Source organism: Butyricicoccus sp. AM27-36 (assembly GCF_003480945.1).
Lineage (GTDB): Bacteria > Bacillota > Clostridia > Oscillospirales > Butyricicoccaceae > Agathobaculum > Agathobaculum butyriciproducens.
Genome location: NZ_QUJR01000007.1, coordinates 18,403 through 37,196 on the forward strand (window position 1 = coordinate 18,403; position 18,794 = coordinate 37,196).

Here is an 18,794-nt window from a genome sequence, read left to right on the forward strand (position 1 = left end):
CCTTTACAGGCGGTTTTTCTGTTTTTCAGGCACAAAAAGACGAGTCCAAACGGACTCGTCTTTTGCTGTTTATTCTTCGGTACTCTCTGCGCTTTCAGCGGATTCAGAGGTTTCTTCCTCGGCTTCTGCCGGGTCTTCCTCCTCCTTGTCCGTGCGGGCAATCGAGATAACCTTTACGTCCTCGCCGGTACGCATGACGATAACGCCCTGCGAGCCGCGGCCGCATTCGCGGATCTCCTCAACGCCGGTGCGGATGATAACGCCGTCGTCGGTGATGATCATCACATCGTTTTCGCTGTCTACAACCGCGATGCCTGCCACCAGACCGGTCTTTTCGGTCAGGTTATGCAGCATCATGCCGCCGCCGCCGCGATGATGCACGGTGAACTCCTCGACCGGGGTACGCTTGCCGTAGCCGTTCTCGGTGATGGAGAGCACATATGCGTCCTTGCGGGCACGCGCCGCACCGATAACGTAATCGCCCTCGGCCAGCTTGATGCCGCGCACGCCGGTAGCCACACGGCCCATTGCACGAACCTCATTCTCGTCAAAGCAGATGGCCTTGCCCTCGTGGGTGGCGATTAGGATGTTCTGCTCGCCGTCGGTCAGGCGAACGTCAACCAGTGCGTCGTCCTCGTTGAGGTTGAGCGCACGCAGACCTGCGCGGCGGATGTTCTGCAGGTCGCTCAGCACGATACGCTTTGCAATACCCTGACGGGTGACGAAGAACAGGAACTTATCGTCCGCAAACTCCTGAATCGGGAACATGGCGGTGATCTTTTCGCCGTTTTCAAGCTCCAGCAGGTTGACAATGTTCATGCCCTTTGCCGAGCGGCCGGTTTCCGGGATCTGATAGCCCTTGAGCTTGTATACCTTGCCTCTGTCCGAGAAGAACAGGATGGTATCATGCGTGGAGGCCGTAAAGATGTCCTTCGCGAAGTCCTCCTCGCGGGTGCTCATCGCGGAAACACCGCGGCCGCCGCGGCGCTGTGCGCGGTAGACCGAGGTCGGCTGGCGCTTGATATAGCCGAAGTGGGTGAGGGTATAGGCGCAGTCCTGCTGCTCGATAAGATCCTCAATGTCGATCTCGTCGGCCACATTTTCGATGCGCGTATGGCGCTCGTCGCCGTATTTCTGCTTGATCTCCTGCAGCTCCTGCTTGACAACAGCAAGAATATTCGCATCGCACGACAGAATTTCCTCAAAGCCTGCAATGCGGCTCTCGAGGTCCTTGTACTCGTCGTTGATCTTCTCCTGCTCCAGACCGGACAGGCGGCCCAGACGCATATCTACGATGGCCTGCGCCTGCGGCTCGTCGAGGTGGAACTCGAAGTGCTCCGAGCCGTCCACGATGCCGAGCAGCGCAATCTGGTCGATCCAGAACGGCTCTGCCATCAGGTTTTCCTTGGCTTCGGCCTCGTTCTTGGAGGCGCGGATGATTGCGATAATGCGGTCGATATTGTCAGTTGCGACCTTGAGACCCTCCAGAATGTGCGCACGGTCGCGCGCCTTCTTGAGATCAAAGCGCGTGCGGCGCTCGACAACGTCCTTCTGGAAGCCGATATACTGGTCGAGGATCTGGCGCAGGGTCAGCACGCGCGGCTGGAGTTTTCCGCCCGCACCCGGTACGAGCGCGATGTGGATCATCGAAATGGTATCCTCGAGCTGCGAATAGGTGAACAGCTGGTTGAGGATGACCTGCGCGTTGGCATCGCGGCGAACATCCACGACAATCTGCATACCCTCGCGAGAGGAATGGTCCTGGATATTCGTGATGCCGTCGATGCGCTTGTCTTTGACCAGATTTGCCATGGACTCGACCAGACGCGCCTTGTTTACCATGTACGGGATTTCCGTAATAACGATCTGGCTCTTGCCGTTCGGCAGATCTACAATCTCGGTCTTTGCGCGAACCTTGATCTTGCCGCGGCCGGTCGCGTAGGCAGCACGGATGCCGCTGCGACCCATGATAACGCCGCCGGTCGGGAAGTCCGGTCCCTTGATGAACTGGCAGATCTCGTCCATCTCGGCTTCCGGGTGGTCGATGACATAGCAGGTACCGTCGATAACCTCCGCGAGGTTGTGCGGCGGGATGTTGGTCGCCATGCCGACCGCGATGCCGGACGAGCCGTTTACCAGCAGGTTGGGGAAGCGGGAAGGCAGTACGACCGGCTCCTGGCGCTCCTCATCGAAGTTCGGCTGGAAATCGACCGTGTTTTTCTTGATATCCGCCAACATGTAGTTCGCCAGCTTGGCCATGCGGGCCTCGGTGTAACGGTAAGCTGCCGGGGGGTCGCCGTCCACGGAACCGAAGTTGCCGTGACCGTCGATCAGCGGATAGTGCAGCGAGAACGGCTGCGCCATACGCACCATCGCGTCGTAAACCGATGCGTCGCCGTGCGGATGATACCGGCCGAGCACATTACCGACGGTCGTTGCCGACTTGCGGTAGGGCTTGTCCGAGGTCAGGCCGTCCTCGTACATCGCGTACAGGATGCGGCGGTGTACCGGCTTTAAGCCGTCACGCACATCAGGCAGCGCACGGCCGACAATAACACTCATTGCATAGTCGATGTAGCTTTTCTTCATCTCGCGTTCGAGATCGACCTGCATGATTTTCTGCTGTTCGTATTCTTGACTCATATTTTAATTTTGCCTCCAAAAGTGTTGGCTTTCAGCCGAAAACGACTGTTTTTATCGCTTAGAGGATACTGAGAAGCTCGTCCACCTGCTCCTCGGTCGTCGCCCAGCTGGTCGCCAGACGGATGACCGTATGCTCCGCGTCATATTTCTCTATAAAGCTGTAAACTACCTTGGTTTTCAGTTCAGGCAGTCTGCTGTTTTCTACAATGATGAACTGCTGGTTGGTGGGGGACTCGATCGCGAAGCGATAGCCCTTGGCCTTGAGCCCATCCCGCAGCTTGATGGCGAGTTTGACCGCCGGTGCGCAGATTTTCTCGTACAGCCCATCGGTGAACAAAGCATCGAACTGCAGCGCGTTCAGACGGCCCTTTGCGATCATTGCGCCGCGGCGCTTGACCATCGTGACAAACTGGCGCGGCATATTTCCGTGCGTGAATACAACGGCTTCGCCGCAGAGCGCGCCGCATTTGGTGCCGCCGATGTAGAACACATCAGTGAGCTTTGCGATGTCTGCCAGTGTCACATCGGTATCCGCCGTGAGGCCGTAGCCGAGGCGTGCGCCATCCAGAAACAGCGGCATGGCAAACTCCTTGCAAACGGCAGAAATGCGCTCCAGCTCGTTTCTCGTGTAAAGCGTGCCGTATTCAGACGGATGGGAGATGTACACCATGCCGGGAAATACCATATGGTCATGGCTTGCGTCCGCGTAAAAGGTCTGAACATATTCGCGGAGATTGTCCGCATCCAGCTTGCCGTTCTTATGCGGAACGGTCAGCACCTTGTGTCCGGTGGACTCGATGGCGCCGGCTTCATGCGTATTCACATGCCCGCAGGAGGACGCCACAACGCCCTCATACGGACGGAGCAGCGTATCAATGACGACCATGTTGGTCTGTGTGCCGCCGGTCAGAAAATACACCTGAGCGTCCGGGCAGTCCGCCGCTGCTTTAATCTTTTCTGCCGCCGAAGCGGTAAATTTATCGTTGCCGTAGCCGGAAACCGGCTCCATATTCGTCTGTGCCAGATGTTCTAAAACCTTGGGGTGTGCGCCATAACCGTAATCATTTTCAAAAAACAGCATAGTTTTCTCCCTTATACGTCCAGATTCATTACATATTTTGCATTTCGCTCGATAAATTCGCGTCTGGGTTCTACCTTTTCGCCCATCAGGAGCGCAAAGGTTTCATCGGCGGCTGCCGCGTCCTCCATCGTCACCTGAAGCAGCGTGCGGTGCTCCGGGTCCATGGTGGTCTCCCACAGCTGCTGCGGATCCATCTCGCCTAGGCCCTTATAGCGCTGTACGCGCACGTTGTCGCCCATTTCAGCGATGCAGTCGCGCTGCTGCTCCTCGGTATAGGTGTAGCGGACATCCTTGCCCTTTTCGTTCTTAAACAGCGGCGGCTGTGCGATGAACACATGGCCGTGCTCGATCAGCGGGCGCATGAAGCGGAAGAAGAACGTCAAAAGCAGGGTGCGGATATGCGAGCCGTCAACATCGGCATCGGCCATCAGGATGATCTTACCGTAACGCAGCTTTGCGAGGTCAAAATCATCACCGAAGCCCGCGCCGAATGCGGTGATCATCGGGGTGAGCTTGTCGTTGCCGTAAACACGGTCGAGACGCGCTTTTTCGACGTTCAGCATCTTGCCCCACAGCGGCAGGATCGCCTGATGACGGCGGTCGCGGCCTTCCTTGGCGGAGCCGCCTGCGGAATCACCCTCGACGATGTAGATTTCGGTGTAGGTCGGGTCCTTTTCAATGCAGTCTGCCAGCTTGCCCGGCAGGGAAGCCGAATCCAGTGCGGACTTGCGGCGGGTCATCTCGCGCGCCTTTTTTGCAGCCTCACGGGCACGCGCGGCGGTCTGTGCCTTTTCGATAATGGTGCGGGCCACCTGCGGGTTCTCTTCAAAGAAGGTCATCAGCTTCTCGGAAACCATCGCGTCCACCAGCGCACGCATTTCGCTGTTGCCCAGCTTGGTCTTGGTCTGGCCCTCGAACTGTGCTTCCTGCAGCTTGACCGAGATAATCGCGGTCAGACCCTCACGCGCGTCCTCGCCCTTGAAGGACTCATCGTCCTTGAGCAGCTTGTATTTCTTGCCGTAATCGTTGAGTACACGGGTAAGAGCGGCCTTAAAGCCGGTCTCGTGCGTACCGCCCTCGGTGGTGTTGATGTTGTTGGCAAAGGACAGCATCAGCTCGCTGTAGCTGTCGGTATACTGCATAGCAACCTCGGCCATCGAGGTATCGCGGCTGCCCTCCATGTAGATCACCTGATCGTGCAGCGGCGTCTTCGTGCGGTTGAGGTGCTCCACGAACTGACGGATACCGCCCTCGTAGTGCATGACCTCCTCGACCGGCTCATCGTCGCGCTCGTCGCGCAGCGTGATCTTGAGTCCGGCGTTCAGGAACGCCTGCTCGCGCAGACGCTTTTCGAGTACATCGTATTCATAGACCGTAGTCTCGAAGATCTCCGGGTCCGCGTGGAAGCGGATGGTCGTGCCGGTTTCGCTCTCACACGGCGTATCGCGCATCTTGACGGTCGTTACACCGCGCTCAAAGCGCATGTAGTGCTTGGTATGACCGTCGCGGACCTCGGCCTCCAGCCAGTCGGACAGCGCGTTTACGACCGACGAACCAACGCCGTGCAGGCCGCCGGATACCTTGTAGCCGGAGCCGTCGAACTTGCCGCCTGCGTGCAGGACGGTGAGTACAACCTCGAGCGTTGGGATGCCCATCTGCGGGTGAATACCGCAGGGAATACCACGGCCGTTATCGGCAACGCGGATGATATCGCCCTTTTCAATCGTAACTTCGATGTGCGTGCAGTAGCCTGCCAGCGCCTCGTCGATCGAGTTATCGACGATTTCGTACACCAGATGGTGCAGACCGCGTGCCGAGGTAGAGCCGATGTACATACCCGGGCGTTTGCGGACAGCCTCTAAGCCTTCGAGTACCTGAATCTGATTTTCATCATAGGTCTCGGTAACCTTCAGGTCGAGCACTTCGTCCTTGATTTCGATTTCTTCACTCATATCGTTAAATTTCCTTTCCAGAAATTGCGGGAACAAAATAATCGAGAATTGAAAATGGAAAATGCCGCTATCCTTGCGCGGTTATGCTTTTATTAAATCACAGCGCACCGCGCCGAACCTTCATTCTCCATTACCCATTCTCAATTTTCAATTATCAAACGGCGTAGCCCTTTTCCGCACGTCTTTGAATCGCCTGCGGAGAAAGCTGCGTCAGGTACAGGGTCTCACCGAGGGCGTTTTCGCACAGCACAGCCGCGCGCGGCAGATCGTCGTACAGCTCGATGATCCGTCCCTCGTCCTGCAGGCGTTCGAGCAGCAGGCGCGTGCGCTTGGATGCGGTCGCCGTGTCCATATCAAACACCGCAACTACGCTCTGCAAGGGCACAATGTAGTCCTGACCTAAATGTAAATACATTCTATTCCTCCGGAATAATTAGAAATTAGTAATGCGTAATTAAAGTCCTGCGGATTTTCTATCCGTTTCAACAATCGCGCCGTGCGCGACACCCCAATTTCTAATTACTAACTGGATTTAATTATACCACTTTTTTCACTAATTGTGTACCCTAAACCTAAGGAAAAACAAATATTTCTCTGTTTTTTTGAAAGAAAACAAGGGCACGGCAGGAAATTTCGAGGTGGTATCTGTTCCCGCCGTGCAATAGTTTGTAAAATTATGTGATTCTAATATGTTTCTGCGGATTTTTCGCCGTTTTGAATATGGAAAACCGCGCCTGCACGCAGCTTTTCCGAGATACCATCCTCGCAGCAGGTGATCATGACCTGACCCGCCGATATGCGGTTGAGCACAAAGTCCTGACGGCGGCGATCAAGCTCGCTGAGCACATCGTCGAGCAGCAGCACCGGATACTCGCCGTCCTCGTCGAAGAACAGCTCACGCTCGGCGAGTTTAAGCGATAATGTGCAGGTCCGCACCTGTCCCTGAGAGCCGAAGGAAGCGACACTGCGGCCATCCAGCAACAGTTCCAAATCGTCCTTATGCGGACCGGAGAGACAGCTTTTTGCTGCAATCTCAGCGGTCTTATGGCTGAATACATGGTCGATGAGTTGCTTTTCGATCGTCCGTGCGTCTGCAAACGGGTCGCTGACACTCGACACGGTCTTATACACACCGGAGAGCACCTCGTGCGGCGCAATATCCGCATAGACGGCGGCCGCAGCCTTGAGCAGCTTACGGCAGTAGTACGCGCGGTAGCGGATAATCTGCGCGCCGATATGCGCCATGCGAAGCGAGAAATCCTCCCACATGGAGAGCAGGGAAGGCTTTTCTTCGCTGTCGCGCAGAATGCGCGTTTTATGCTCGTGCAGACGGTTGTACTCCTCGAGATAGCGTGCATAGTTTGGCCGCATCTGGCACAGCGCAGTATCGAGAAACCGACGCCGAGCCGCCGCTCCGGCGCGGACAAGCATCAGGTCCTCCGGACAGAACAGTACGGTTTTGAGCAGTCCCTGTGTGTCTGACTGGCGTTTCTGCCGCACACCGTTTTTATAGATTTCCATCGCTTTTGCGCGGGAAAACCGCAGTTCAAGCGAGATATCGCGCTCCTGCGCGACAAAATCAGCAAAGATAAAGGCATGATTCTCTCCGAACCGCAGCCCCTCTTTTTTCTGGGCCGTGCGAAACAGCCGCATGGTCGAGCAGGCCGCTGCCGCTTCGAGCAAGTTGGTTTTGCCCTGTCCGTTTTCGCCGCAGATCAGGTTGACCGCCGGATCGAACGCAAACGATTCCTCCGCGTAGTTGCGGAAATTCTGCAGTTTTAACGACTTGATGTACATGGACTTCTCCGTATTGAACATTTTGTACGATAACGAACGCGCAAAATCGCGTTTATTATCGTACACAGTGTTTATTTTATTTGATGCAGACCTGCTCACCGTCCAGCTCCACCGTGTCACCGGAACGCAGCTTTTTGCCGCGCATGGTGCAGATTTCGCCGTTTACCAGCACTTCGCCCTCGGCAATGCGGATCTTCGCTTCGCCTCCGGAGCTTACCAGGTTTGCAAATTTGAGCAGTGCATCAAGTTTGATGAATTCGGTTTCAATTTTAATTTCAGTCATTGGCTTTCAGTCTCACAGGCAGTACAAGATAGGTGTATTTATCGCCTTCCATCGGCGAAATGATCATCGGGTTGAGCGCTCCCTTGAGCTGCAGCTTCACCTGCTCATCGCCGGCCGCGCGCAGCGCCTCCAGAATGTAACGGTTGTTGAAGCCGATCTCAAGGTTCTCGATCGAGCCGTCAAACGGGCATTCATCATAACTCTTGCCGATCGCGGTCACGCACGACATCTGCACATACGAGCCGTCAAAGTGGAAGCGGATCGGGTTTTTCAGCTTCTCCGACACGATCAGGGAGACACGCTCGATGCACTGGATCAGCTCCTGGCGATCCGCCGAAACCTCGTGCTCGAACTCCTTCGGAATGGCCGCACGGTAGTTGAGAAACTCGCCGTCGATCAGACGGGTGATGAGGGTCGTGCCGCCGATGCGGAACAAAATGTTCTTGGAATCCGGAAAAATCTCGACAATATCGTCATCATCTCCCAGAATTCGTTCGATCTCGCGCAGGGACGCGCCCGGCACAACAAACTTCATATCACCCGGAACGCCCTCGACGGTCTCGCGGCGTACAGACAGGCGGTAGCCGTCAACGGCCACGACGTTTAGGCGGCTGCCTTCGATTTCAAACAAGCAGCCGGTGTGGATGGGCTTGGATTCGTTATCCGAAACCGAGAAAATGGTCTGCGCGATCATGCTCTTGAGGATAGGCTGCGGCAGAGAGAGCCCCTTGTCGCTGGCCACATCAGCCAGAGCCGGATATTCGTCAGCCTCGCTGGCCATCAGGTTGAACACTGACCGGCCGCACTTGATGGTGGTCATCAGTTTGTCGTCGGTCTCAAGGTAGACCACGTCCTGCGGCAGCTTGCGAACGATGTCACAGAACAGGCGGGAATTCAGTACGATTCTGCCGGGCTCTACCACATCGACTTGCGCGGTCGTGCGGATGCCCATAGACAGATCGTAGCCGGTGATGGTTAGGGTGTCTGCATCGGCTGCCAGCAGCAGACCTTCGAGCAGCGGCATCGAGCTTTTGCCGGTTACTGCGCGGGAGGCGATGTTGAGCAGATTCAGCAGGGTTTCTTTTTCACAGGAAAACTTCATAGTTGCTCCTCTCAAAAATGGAAATAAAACAAAGAGTCGATTTATGTAATGTCTGCATATTTATAAATACACACCGGCGAATACTGTGCGATTACACACACCATCTAATGACCATGTCCGCAGTGGGCGAACAGCTTCTGGCCTGCGTCGCCAGAGACTCGAAAGATCACACATAACAGAAGGATAGGATATAGTATTCGTAGTAGTACCTGGGGAAATTGGGGAAAACCCGAAAATCCTCAGGTATGGCGCGGGAAATGTCGTACACAGGAGGTTGTGGATGAAAAATAAACGATACACAGCGAAAATAACCCTGTTGTTTATCCACAGAGTTATCCATGTGGAATCCACAGGATGGTTGGGGATAACCGAACTGTGCATTTTTAGGCTGTGGAAAAGCTGTTTTGCACGAATGCACGGCAAAGATCAGCCGTCGCCGCGGATATTATTATGCAGCTTTTTGATGACGTCCTCAGTCTCGCGGGAATTCTTGCGCTCCTCTTCGATCTTGTTGCAGGCGTGCATGACGGTGGTATGGTCGCGCTTGAATATCTTTGCAATATCGGGGAAGGAGTATTCAAGCTCCTGCCGGATCATGTACATTGCCATCTGCCGCGGGTAGGCCACATCCTTGGAGCGGTTCTGCGAGATCATCTGCTCGACCGGGATATAGAAGTAGTTCGCTACCGCTTCCATAATGCGCTCCGGTGTCGGATTGAGACCCGGATTCTCGGTGCGCAGTGCGTCGATCGCGTTTTCCGCGAGCGAAACCGTGATGCGTTCGCCCATCAGCTCGTGCATGGCCTTGATCTTTTTGACTGCGCCTTCGAGCTGGCGGATATTTGCCTGAATATTCTCTGCAATGTAGTTGGATACGTCATCGGGCAGTTCAACGCCCATTTTGACCGCTTTATCACGGATAATAGCGATTCTGGTCTCAAAATCAGGCGGCTGAATATCAGCCAGCAGACCCCATTCAAAACGGGTCTTCATGCGGTCCTCGAGCGTGTTGATTTCCTTCGGCGGACGGTCAGAAGTGAGCACGATCTGCTTTTTTGCCTCATAAAGAGCGTTAAAGGTATGGAAAAATTCTTCCTGCGTGCGCTCCTTGCCGGCGATGAACTGCACGTCGTCCAGCAGCAGCAGGTCAACCATGCGGTACTTGTTGCGGAACGCCTGTACGTTGCCCTCCTGGATGGCGGTGATCAGCTCGTTGGTGAAATCCTCACCCTTTACATATATAATGCGGTATTCCGGATGGGTGCGGCGCAGCACGTTTGCGATCGCATACATCAGATGCGTTTTGCCCAGACCCGAGTTGCCGTAGATGAAAAGCGGGTTGTTCTCTGCCGCCGGGCGCTGCGAAACCGCAAGTGCAGCCGCATGCGCGAATTTGTTGCTCGAACCAACGATAAAACGCTCAAATGTGTAGTCGTCATACGGGGAAGTGCTCGTGCTCGGCGCGGTGTATTCGCCGGTCACCACAACGACCGTGATCGGGTCGCCGGTCAGGTTGTGCAGCACATCCTGCAGAGGAGCGATAAATTTGGACTCGATAAATTCTTTCTTAAAGGGCACCGGAGAGTGCAGCACCAGCCGATTATCCCCAAAGGAAACGACCGTTACGTCGTCAAACCAAGCGGAAATGGTGGAAGGAGGGAAGTCCAGCTGCTCGAGCGCCATCTCCAATATATTGTTTGCCATAGGGCGCCTCCTGTCGATAATGATTCTATTTTATAATAGCATATTTTATCCACAAGTTCAATGCGTCGATGTGGATAACTGTTCGGCGGCGTGTCGCGTGGCAGCATGATTTTGAACAGCCGAACTAGTTTATTTACTTCGCGGAATTTAAAAAAATCGGCGTTTTTTACGTCAAAAAAATCGAGAATTAAAGCCGATTGGGAAAAATGCACGGCGTTTTTTATGAAAACTGCGGAATTTATGCAAAAATTCATCGAAAATAGACGGATTTTCCGCGAAAATCCGAAAATCCACAGATTGCCGAAAACCGTGATTCCGCAAGCCGTGGAGCATACGTTTCTACTTATCCACAATATGTTGACAACCTGTGCAAACTGCTGAAATTCGTTCCGAGGGTCGGAAAAATGCTTGACAAAATCGAACCTATATAGGATAATAAATATCGTATCCTATTATGCAGACAGGCAGCGGCATATGCCCGCGTCTTGCGCCGGACCTATGCCGGTGCCCATCTGTAAATTTTAGAACAGGGAGGTGCACAAAGTTATGAAGAGAACGTTCCAGCCGAAGAAGCGTCAGCGCTCCAAGGAGCACGGCTTCCGTAAGCGTATGTCCACGTCCAACGGCCGCAAGGTACTTGCACGCCGTCGCGCTAAGGGTCGCGCTAAGCTGTCTGCTTAATGACAGCCTGTAAAGGGAGTATTCAGACTTCCCGAAAATTCGCGCCAGCGGCGCAAAAGAGTTCGTAACGAGCCGCATTCGTGCGGCTCGTTTTTTCGTTTACGGGCAACACCACTCAAGCAATCACTGTCTGAAGCGGTGTCATCCTATTTAGGGTGCAGTCCATGCAGCGAAAATACGGTATTCAGGTTCGGATTTTACTGACCGAAACGAACGAAACAGTAAAATGAGCTTTGCAAACCATCAGATGCAAAGAAAAAATACGTTTTTTTCGAGGGCATCAGGAAAAAACGGGAGCATCAGAAGATGAAAAAAACAGTATCCTTAAAGGAAAACCATGAATTCCGCCGATTGTATCATCGTGGCGTGTCCACGGCAGGAAAACACGTTGTGATCTACTGCCGCAGGAACAAGCTCGGCTACAACCGGCTGGGGCTCACTGTCAGCGCCAAGCTGGCGTGTGCGGTGAAAAGAAACCGCATCAAGCGTTTGTTCCGTGAGGCGTACCGTCTTAACGAGGACAAATTTGCCGACGGCATCGACCTTGTGCTGGTCGCACGGGTACGGGCCGTAGGCGCAAGCTATCAGGAAATCGAAAAATCGCTGCTGCGTGCCTTGAAGGACAACAAGGTTGCGGCAGCTCGGACATGAAGCGGCTGCTGCTGGCGATGATCCGGTTTTATCGCCGGTATATTTCTCCAAACAAACCGCCCTGCTGCCGGTATATCCCGACCTGCTCGCAGTACGCGATCGAGGCCATCGAGAAATACGGCGCGATCAAGGGCGGCTGGCTGGCGTTTAAGCGCATCTGCCGCTGCAATCCTTTCTCTAAGAGAGGACCCTATGATCCGGTTCCATAATAGGAACGGGATCATGTTTTATACTGCCTTACGGCGGTAAAGTGAGGATTTTGCTTTGCAAAATCCTTTTCACTGTGTCATTTTACAATTTAACATGGAGGTTTTTATGACCCTGGATCAACTTTCTAACCTGATCAAAGATCCGAAGCTGTTCGGTATTTTGATCGTTCGACCGTTCGGCCTGCTCCTGCAGTGGCTGTACAGCATTGTACAGAACTACGGTCTTGCCGTTATCCTGTTCGCGCTGCTGGTAAAGCTGGTCTGCATCCCGCTGACCATCAAGAGCAAGAAGAGTATGCTCGCCATGAGCGCGATGAACGCCGAGCTCCAGCAGCTGCAGAAGAAGTACGCGAACAACCGTGTCAAGCTGAACGAAGAGATGCAGAAGCTGTATGAGAAGCACGGCGTCAGCCCGATGAGCGGCTGTCTGCCCAACCTTATCCCGCTGCCGATCATGATGGGCCTGTACTACGCGGTTCAGCAGCCGCTGCAGTACATCGTCGGCCTGAGCCGCGAGACAGTTATCGCATTGGCGCAGATGATCGGTCTGGATCAGCTTGCGGGCGCAAACTACACCGTTCAGATCCTGATCGCCGAGAAGCTGAACGCTTTCGTGGACGGAAGCGGCCATTTCTCGGATGCTGTTACCAACTGCCTGCAGAGCGGCGAGACCATTTTCCCGCTGGATTTTCACTTCTTCGGTCTGAATCTGGCTGATACGCCGTCCATCTCTCATCCGAGCATTATCTGGATCATCCCGATCCTGTCCGGTCTGACCGCATTCCTGTCCTCCTACATCATGCAGAAGATGCAGGGCACGCAGAACTCTGCGGCAGCAGGTCAGATGAAGATGCTCAACTTTATGATGCCGCTGATGTCGCTGTACTTCGCGTTCATCCTTCCGGGTGCGATCGGCATCTACTGGATCTTCAACAACGTATTCACCTGCGTACAGGAGATCATCCTTACCAAGATGCTCCGCGGCAAGCAGGAGGCCAAGCAGGCTGCTGAGGCTGCCCGCATCGAGGCAGAGAAGCAGGCCAAGCGTGAAGCACACAAGGCTGCACAGAAGCAGCAGTCCCAGAACGCAAAGAACAAAAAGGGGGACAAGTAAATCATGCAGAAGTTTTTTGAGGCTACCGGTGAAAACCGTGACGCAGCAGTCGAGAATGCTCTCAAGCAGCTCGGTCTGGAGCGTGACGACGTATCGGTAGAGGTACTCGAGATCGGTAAAAAGGGCTTTCTGGGTATCGGCGCAACGCCGGCACGCGTGCGCGTAACCTACGAAGCACCGGACATTCCGGCGGCAAAGCCGGAGGTTAAGAAGGAGGAGCGCAAGCCCGCGTCCAAGACCGAACCCAAGCAGCAGGAGAAGCCTGTTGTCAAGGCAGAAAAGCCGGCTCCGAAGCAGGAGAAACCCGCAGAGAAGCCGCAGAAGCTGTCCATCACCACGGATGATAACACGCCGCGTCTGGTAAAGGCTGCTCCGGCAGACTTTGTACCGGAAAAGCTGGAGTTTGAGCGTCCGCCGCGCCGTGAGCGCAGCGACCGTCCGCGCCGTGACCGCGGCGACCGCAATGGCCGTGACCGCCGTCCGCGCCGCCCGCGTGAGGACCGTCCGATCACGCCGTCCGTTCCCAAGGAGCGTGAGCTGATCCCGGTTTCCGAAGCAGGCATGCAGCAGGCGGAAAAGCTGGCTACCGATTTTGTAACCGGTCTGCTGGCAAAGATGGGCGTTGAGGGTCAGGTTAAGACCCTGCCTCAGGTAGAGTGCGACCAGCTCCGTCTGGAGATTTCCGGTCCGGATATGGGCCCGATCATCGGCCGCCGCGGCGACACGCTGGATGCTATCCAGTACCTCGGCTCTCTGGTGCTGAATAACGCGCTGGATGAGCACGTTCGTCTGTCTGTCGATACCGAAAACTACCGCGAGAAGCGCGCGGAAAGTCTGGAGCGTCTGGCCCGCAAGATGGCGATGAAGGTCGTTAAGGCGCATCGCTCCATGACGCTTGAGCCGATGAACCCGTATGAGCGCCGCATCATCCATGCCGCGCTGCAGGACTTCAACGGTGTGACCACCTATTCGACCGGCACCGAGCCGGGTCGCCGCGTTGTTATTGCGCCGGATAACAGCTATCGCAACCGCGGTTAAATCGGGGTATTCGTTATGAACGATACGATTGCCGCAATTTCCTCCTCCGGCGGACCGATCGGTTTGATCCGCGTGTCGGGTGAACGCGCAATCGAAGCGATAAATGCCGTTTTTCAGGCGAAGAACGGCAAGCCGCTTACGGAAGCACCCTCGCAGAAGCTGGTTTACGGCACGCTGACGGACAAGTCCGGCAATGTGATCGACTGCTGCTACGCTGTCGCGCTGCACGCACCGCACACCTATACGGGTGAAACGATGGCGGAGCTGCAGTGCCACGGCTCGACAGCCGTGCTGTGTGCCGGCCTGGACGCTCTGTTCGCGCAGGGCGTGCGGCAGGCAGAGGCAGGTGAGTTTACTCGCCGCGCCTTCTTAAACGGCAAAATGGGCCTTTCTGAGGCTGAAGCCGTGCATGATCTGATCACCGCGCGCACCGCAGAGGCGGCGCAGAATGCGGCGGCACAGGTCATGGGCGCGGTCGGCTCTCCCGTGCAGCAGATGCGCGATGAGCTGCTCGGCATGGTGGCGCATTTTCACGCGGTCGTGGATTTCCCGGACGAGGACATTGATCCGGTGCTGTTCGAGGACGCGGCGGCGCTGCTGCACCGCACAACAAGCCGTCTGTACAGCATGGCAGAAAGCTATGAGCGCGGCCGTATTCTTAGAGAAGGCGTACCGTGCGTTATCCTCGGAAGGCCGAACGCCGGCAAGTCCACGCTGCTGAACACGCTGCTCGGCCGCGAGCGGGCGATCGTGACCGATATTCCGGGCACGACCCGCGATCTCATCGAGGAGAATGTCAAGGTCGGACAGATTCTGCTTCGCGTGACCGACACCGCCGGTCTGCGCAACACGGACGATCCGGTGGAGCAGGCGGGCATTGACCGGGCGATGGCGGAGGCTTCGGCTTCCTCGCTCATCCTGGCTGTGTTCGACGGCTCCAAGCCCATCAGCGACGAGGATATGCTCGTGCTGGCACGCTCGGCAGGCCACCGCGCGATCGCGGTTGTGAACAAGGTCGATCTGCCGCAGCAGCTGGATGAAAAGCTGCTCAAAAAGCACTTCCTGCACATCGTGCCGCTTTCTGCGAAAACCGGTGACGGACTGGATAAGCTGCTCAATCTTATCCCGCGAACCGTGGGTCTGGGAGACGGCGCGTTTGACGGTGCGCTCATCACCAACGCAAGACAGGCGGCGGCGCTGGCGCGTGCTGCCGAACGCTGTGAAGCGGCGCTGTATGCGGCGCAATCCGGTATGACGCCGGATGCGGTCGTGATGGATGCCGAGGGCGCGATTACCGCACTGGGCGAGATCACCGGCGAAACCGTGACCGATGCGGTCGTTACCCGCATTTTCAGCGACTTCTGCGTCGGTAAGTGATGCTGCTGCAGCTGTTATTAAGAGAAATTGCACTTAAAATTCAGAGAGGACGTTTGCAATCTGTGCAAACGTCCTCTTTTATTTTATGCTGAAATCGTGTATGATATATACTGTATGTCCGCAGGAAAAAAGCGGGGAATTTGCCTTGTGCACAGCTTTCTGCGGGCGGCATACGAAATATAGTGGATAACTAAAAAAATTGCCCTATATTTAACAACTATATGTAATAATAATCTATGAATAAAACATTTAGTATAATATTGTGGTCAAAAACTCACAAGTTATCAACAGTATCCACAGAGTTATCAACAATTACGCACAGGTTTCACACAACCGAAATCACAGGAATTTTTTGAAAGGGGAGAGAGCGCCAATGACGGTTTTTCCGGCGGAGAGCTTTGATGTAGCGGTGATCGGCGCCGGTCATGCCGGTATTGAGGCGGCACTGGCTGCAGCACGTTTGGGTGCAAAAACAGCGTGTTTTTCGATCAATTTGGACGCCGTAGGCAATATGCCATGCAATCCGGCAATCGGCGGCACAGCCAAGGGACACCTTGTACGCGAGATAGATGCGCTCGGCGGTGAGATGGCGCGTGCGGCTGACGCGGCCTGCATCCAGTACCGCATGCTCAACCGCGGCAAGGGTCCGGCAGTGCACTCGCTGCGTGCACAGGCCGACCGCATTAAATACAGAGAGTATATGAAGCACACGCTTGAGCGGCAGGAAAACCTGTCTCTCATGCAGGACGAGATCGTTTCCGTTGAGGTGGAGAACGGTGCCGTTTCCGCGGTTGTTACCGCCATCGGCGCACGACATCCGGTCAAGGCGGCTGTCATTGCGTCCGGCACATTCCTCGGCGGACGTGTGATCATCGGCGAGTACACCCGTGAATCCGGTCCGGACGGCATGGCGGCAGCCAAGCCGCTTACCGAGTCGCTGCGCGGTCTGGGACTGCGGCTGCAGCGGTTTAAGACAGGTACGCCGCCGCGCATCAATCGCCGTTCAATTAATTATACCGATCTGGCAGAGCAGGCCGGTGAGGATGAGATCATCCCGTTTTCGTTTGAGACCGACCACCCGCCGGACAACCGCGCGGTGTGTTATCTGACCTACACAACCGCGAAAACACATGAAATCATCCGCGCAAATCTGAGCCGTTCGCCACTGTACGGCGGCCAGATTGAGGGCGTGGGACCGCGCTATTGTCCGTCTATCGAGGACAAAGTGGTGCGCTTTGCGGATAAGCCGCGCCACCAGCTGTTCCTTGAGCCGATGGGGTTGGACACCGAGGAGGTCTATGTGCAGGGCTTCTCGTCGTCCATGCCGTTCGACGTGCAGCGGGAGATGCTGCGCTCGGTCAAGGGATTGGAGAACGCGGAGATTATGCGGCCGGCGTACGCCATCGAGTATGACTGCATCGACCCGCTGGAGCTGCGGCCGACGCTCGAGACGAAAAAGGTGCCCGGACTGTACGGCGCAGGCCAGTTCTGCGGCTCGTCCGGCTATGAGGAGGCGGCTGCGCAGGGACTGGTTGCGGGCATCAATGCTGCGCTCAAAATCAAGGGTGAGAAGCCACTTGTACTCGACCGTGCGGACGGCTACATCGGTACGCTGATTGATGATCTGGTGACGCGCGGCACGAGCGAACCCTACCGCATGATGACCTCACGCTCGGAGTATCGCCTGCTTCTGCGGCAGGATAACGCAGATGAGCGTCTGGTGCCGATTGGTGTTCGAGTTGGCTTAAATCCGCCGGAACGCGGAGAAAAAGTGCGTAAAAAGTACGAAGCCGTGCAGGCAGAGATCGACCGCACAGCCTCGGTTGGCGTTGCGCCGAGCGATAAATTGAACGGCTTTCTTGCGGGCAAAAACTCCACACCGCTCAAGGCGGGCTGCAAGCTGATCGACCTGCTGCGCCGCCCGGAACTCAGCTATGCGGACCTTGCAATGTTCGATCCTGAGCGTCCGGAGCTGCCCGCTGTTATCCGTGAGCAGGTGGAAATCCGCGTCAAATACGCGGGTTATATCGAGCGCCAGATGCGCGATGTGGAGCAGTACCGCAAGCTGCAGAGCCGCCCGCTGCCGCTCGATCTGGACTACAACGAGGTGGACTCGCTGCGACTGGAAGCACGTCAGAAACTGAACGCTGTCAAGCCGCTGAATTTCGGTCAGGCGGCTCGTATTTCGGGCGTTTCACCGGCGGATATCACGGCACTGATGATCTACATCGAGACCCATAAAAAGGAGGAAAAGGCATGACCGAACGCGAGCTTTTGACCGCCGGTCTGCGCGAGCTGGGCATCGCAGAGTGTCCGTCTGCAGCGGACAACTTGCTGCGCTATTCCGAGATTCTGCGTGAGAAAAACAAGGTTATGAATCTGACCGCCATTACCGATCCAACAGAAATCGTGACCCGGCATTTCCTCGATTGCGCGGCACTGGCACCATATATGCCGCAGGATGGACGCGTGCTCGATGTGGGAACGGGAGCCGGTTTTCCGGGCATGCCGCTGGCGATTCTATGCCCGCAGACCGAGTTTGTGCTGCTCGACGCACTGCGCAAGCGCATTGATTTTCTAAATGAAGTCATCGCCGATCTGGGTCTGACCAACGTCACGGCGGTGCATGCCCGTGCGGAGGATTACGCCAGGGACAACCGCGGCACGTTTGATCTTGCGGTGTCGCGTGCGGTAGCCGATCTGCGCGTGCTGAGTGAACTTGCGCTGCCGATGGTCAAGATCGGCGGTGCGTTCCTCGCCATGAAGGCCGAGGACTGCACAGAGGAAGTCGAAGCAGCGGCAAACGCCCGCACGATTCTCGGTGCGCCGGACGCTGAAGTGCTGCACTACACTGTGCCGTTCGATGAGGTTTCCCGCGCCATCGTGCGCCTGCAGAAAACGCAGGAAACACCGGAAAAGTATCCGCGCCGCTTCAAGAAAATACAGACTTCGCCGCTGTAAATCAGGCGAGAAATATACGGAAAGTACCCCTCTGTACGGAAAATTACAGAGGGTATTTTTTGCCCGAAAATAGGGAAAAATTATAGATATCAGATATAATTTGTCATATTTTCGTTGAATTTTGCAGATTACGCGGTCGATTTTACTTGTCAATATGTAATTATATGGTAATCTATTACCGAGGGCGACATTCTGCTGGTA

Annotated in this window: 16 protein-coding genes; 8 read left to right on the plus strand and 8 right to left on the minus strand. The window is 55.5% G+C overall.

Annotated elements, in window-relative coordinates:
* Positions 1 to 69: 69 nt before the first annotated feature.
* The 8 genes from gyrA to dnaA form a co-directional block, all read right to left on the minus strand.
* Positions 70 to 2,643, minus strand: a complete 2,574-nt coding sequence (gene gyrA / locus DW724_RS10295; protein ID WP_118761408.1) for a DNA gyrase subunit A — start codon at positions 2,641 to 2,643, stop codon at positions 70 to 72.
* 58 nt (positions 2,644 to 2,701) lie between these two features.
* A complete protein-coding gene (locus DW724_RS10300) occupies positions 2,702 to 3,724 on the minus strand; it encodes a threonine aldolase family protein (RefSeq protein ID WP_118761409.1) in 1,023 nt (340 codons plus the stop codon).
* Between the two features lie 11 nt (positions 3,725 to 3,735).
* Positions 3,736 to 5,676: a DNA topoisomerase (ATP-hydrolyzing) subunit B gene (gene gyrB / locus DW724_RS10305; protein ID WP_118360549.1), complete on the minus strand. Its 1,941-nt coding sequence runs from the start codon at positions 5,674 to 5,676 to the stop codon at positions 3,736 to 3,738.
* A gap of 154 nt (positions 5,677 to 5,830) precedes the next feature.
* Positions 5,831 to 6,091 carry an extracellular matrix regulator RemB gene (gene remB, locus DW724_RS10310; protein WP_110435761.1) on the minus strand — a complete coding sequence of 87 codons (261 nt, stop codon included), beginning with the start codon at positions 6,089 to 6,091 and terminating at the stop codon, positions 5,831 to 5,833.
* 269 nt (positions 6,092 to 6,360) lie between these two features.
* The gene (recF, locus tag DW724_RS10315; protein ID WP_118761410.1) at positions 6,361 to 7,473 is read right to left on the minus strand and encodes a DNA replication/repair protein RecF; all 1,113 of its coding nucleotides are present in this window, start codon (positions 7,471 to 7,473) and stop codon (positions 6,361 to 6,363) included.
* A gap of 76 nt (positions 7,474 to 7,549) precedes the next feature.
* Positions 7,550 to 7,756 (minus strand): S4 domain-containing protein YaaA, encoded by a 207-nt coding sequence (yaaA, locus tag DW724_RS10320; protein WP_118360550.1) that lies wholly within the window; start codon positions 7,754 to 7,756, stop codon positions 7,550 to 7,552.
* Complete coding sequence (gene dnaN / locus DW724_RS10325; protein ID WP_118761411.1) at positions 7,749 to 8,858, minus strand: DNA polymerase III subunit beta; 1,110 nt, start codon at positions 8,856 to 8,858, stop codon at positions 7,749 to 7,751. Before dnaN ends, yaaA begins: the two co-directional genes overlap by 8 nt.
* Before the next feature lie 426 nt (positions 8,859 to 9,284).
* Positions 9,285 to 10,562: a chromosomal replication initiator protein DnaA gene (dnaA, locus tag DW724_RS10330; protein ID WP_243022633.1), complete on the minus strand. Its 1,278-nt coding sequence runs from the start codon at positions 10,560 to 10,562 to the stop codon at positions 9,285 to 9,287.
* Positions 10,563 to 11,108: 546 nt separating this feature from the next.
* On the opposite strand from dnaA, the gene rpmH reads away from it, so the two are divergent.
* The 8 genes from rpmH (at position 11,109) to rsmG (ending at position 18,593) form a co-directional block, all read left to right on the plus strand.
* Positions 11,109 to 11,243, plus strand: a complete 135-nt coding sequence (rpmH, locus tag DW724_RS10335) for a 50S ribosomal protein L34 (RefSeq protein WP_110435757.1) — start codon at positions 11,109 to 11,111, stop codon at positions 11,241 to 11,243.
* 306 nt (positions 11,244 to 11,549) lie between these two features.
* On the plus strand, positions 11,550 to 11,894 hold the full coding sequence (gene rnpA / locus DW724_RS10340; protein ID WP_110435756.1) for a ribonuclease P protein component: 345 nt from the start codon (positions 11,550 to 11,552) through the stop codon (positions 11,892 to 11,894).
* A complete protein-coding gene (gene yidD / locus DW724_RS10345) occupies positions 11,891 to 12,103 on the plus strand; it encodes a membrane protein insertion efficiency factor YidD (protein WP_110435755.1) in 213 nt (70 codons plus the stop codon). Before rnpA ends, yidD begins: the two co-directional genes overlap by 4 nt.
* A gap of 106 nt (positions 12,104 to 12,209) precedes the next feature.
* Positions 12,210 to 13,217 carry a YidC/Oxa1 family membrane protein insertase gene (locus DW724_RS10350; protein WP_158580267.1) on the plus strand — a complete coding sequence of 336 codons (1,008 nt, stop codon included), beginning with the start codon at positions 12,210 to 12,212 and terminating at the stop codon, positions 13,215 to 13,217.
* Between the two features lie 3 nt (positions 13,218 to 13,220).
* On the plus strand, positions 13,221 to 14,255 hold the full coding sequence (gene jag, locus DW724_RS10355) for an RNA-binding cell elongation regulator Jag/EloR (protein ID WP_118761413.1): 1,035 nt from the start codon (positions 13,221 to 13,223) through the stop codon (positions 14,253 to 14,255).
* A gap of 15 nt (positions 14,256 to 14,270) precedes the next feature.
* Entirely contained in the window at positions 14,271 to 15,632 is a 1,362-nt protein-coding gene (gene mnmE / locus DW724_RS10360) for a tRNA uridine-5-carboxymethylaminomethyl(34) synthesis GTPase MnmE (RefSeq protein WP_110435752.1), read from the plus strand.
* 373 nt (positions 15,633 to 16,005) lie between these two features.
* Positions 16,006 to 17,892 carry a tRNA uridine-5-carboxymethylaminomethyl(34) synthesis enzyme MnmG gene (mnmG, locus tag DW724_RS10365; protein WP_118761414.1) on the plus strand — a complete coding sequence of 629 codons (1,887 nt, stop codon included), beginning with the start codon at positions 16,006 to 16,008 and terminating at the stop codon, positions 17,890 to 17,892.
* A complete protein-coding gene (rsmG, locus tag DW724_RS10370; protein WP_118761415.1) occupies positions 17,889 to 18,593 on the plus strand; it encodes a 16S rRNA (guanine(527)-N(7))-methyltransferase RsmG in 705 nt (234 codons plus the stop codon). The genes mnmG and rsmG overlap by 4 nt, the downstream gene beginning before the upstream one ends.
* The last annotated feature ends 201 nt before the right edge of the window (positions 18,594 to 18,794 follow it).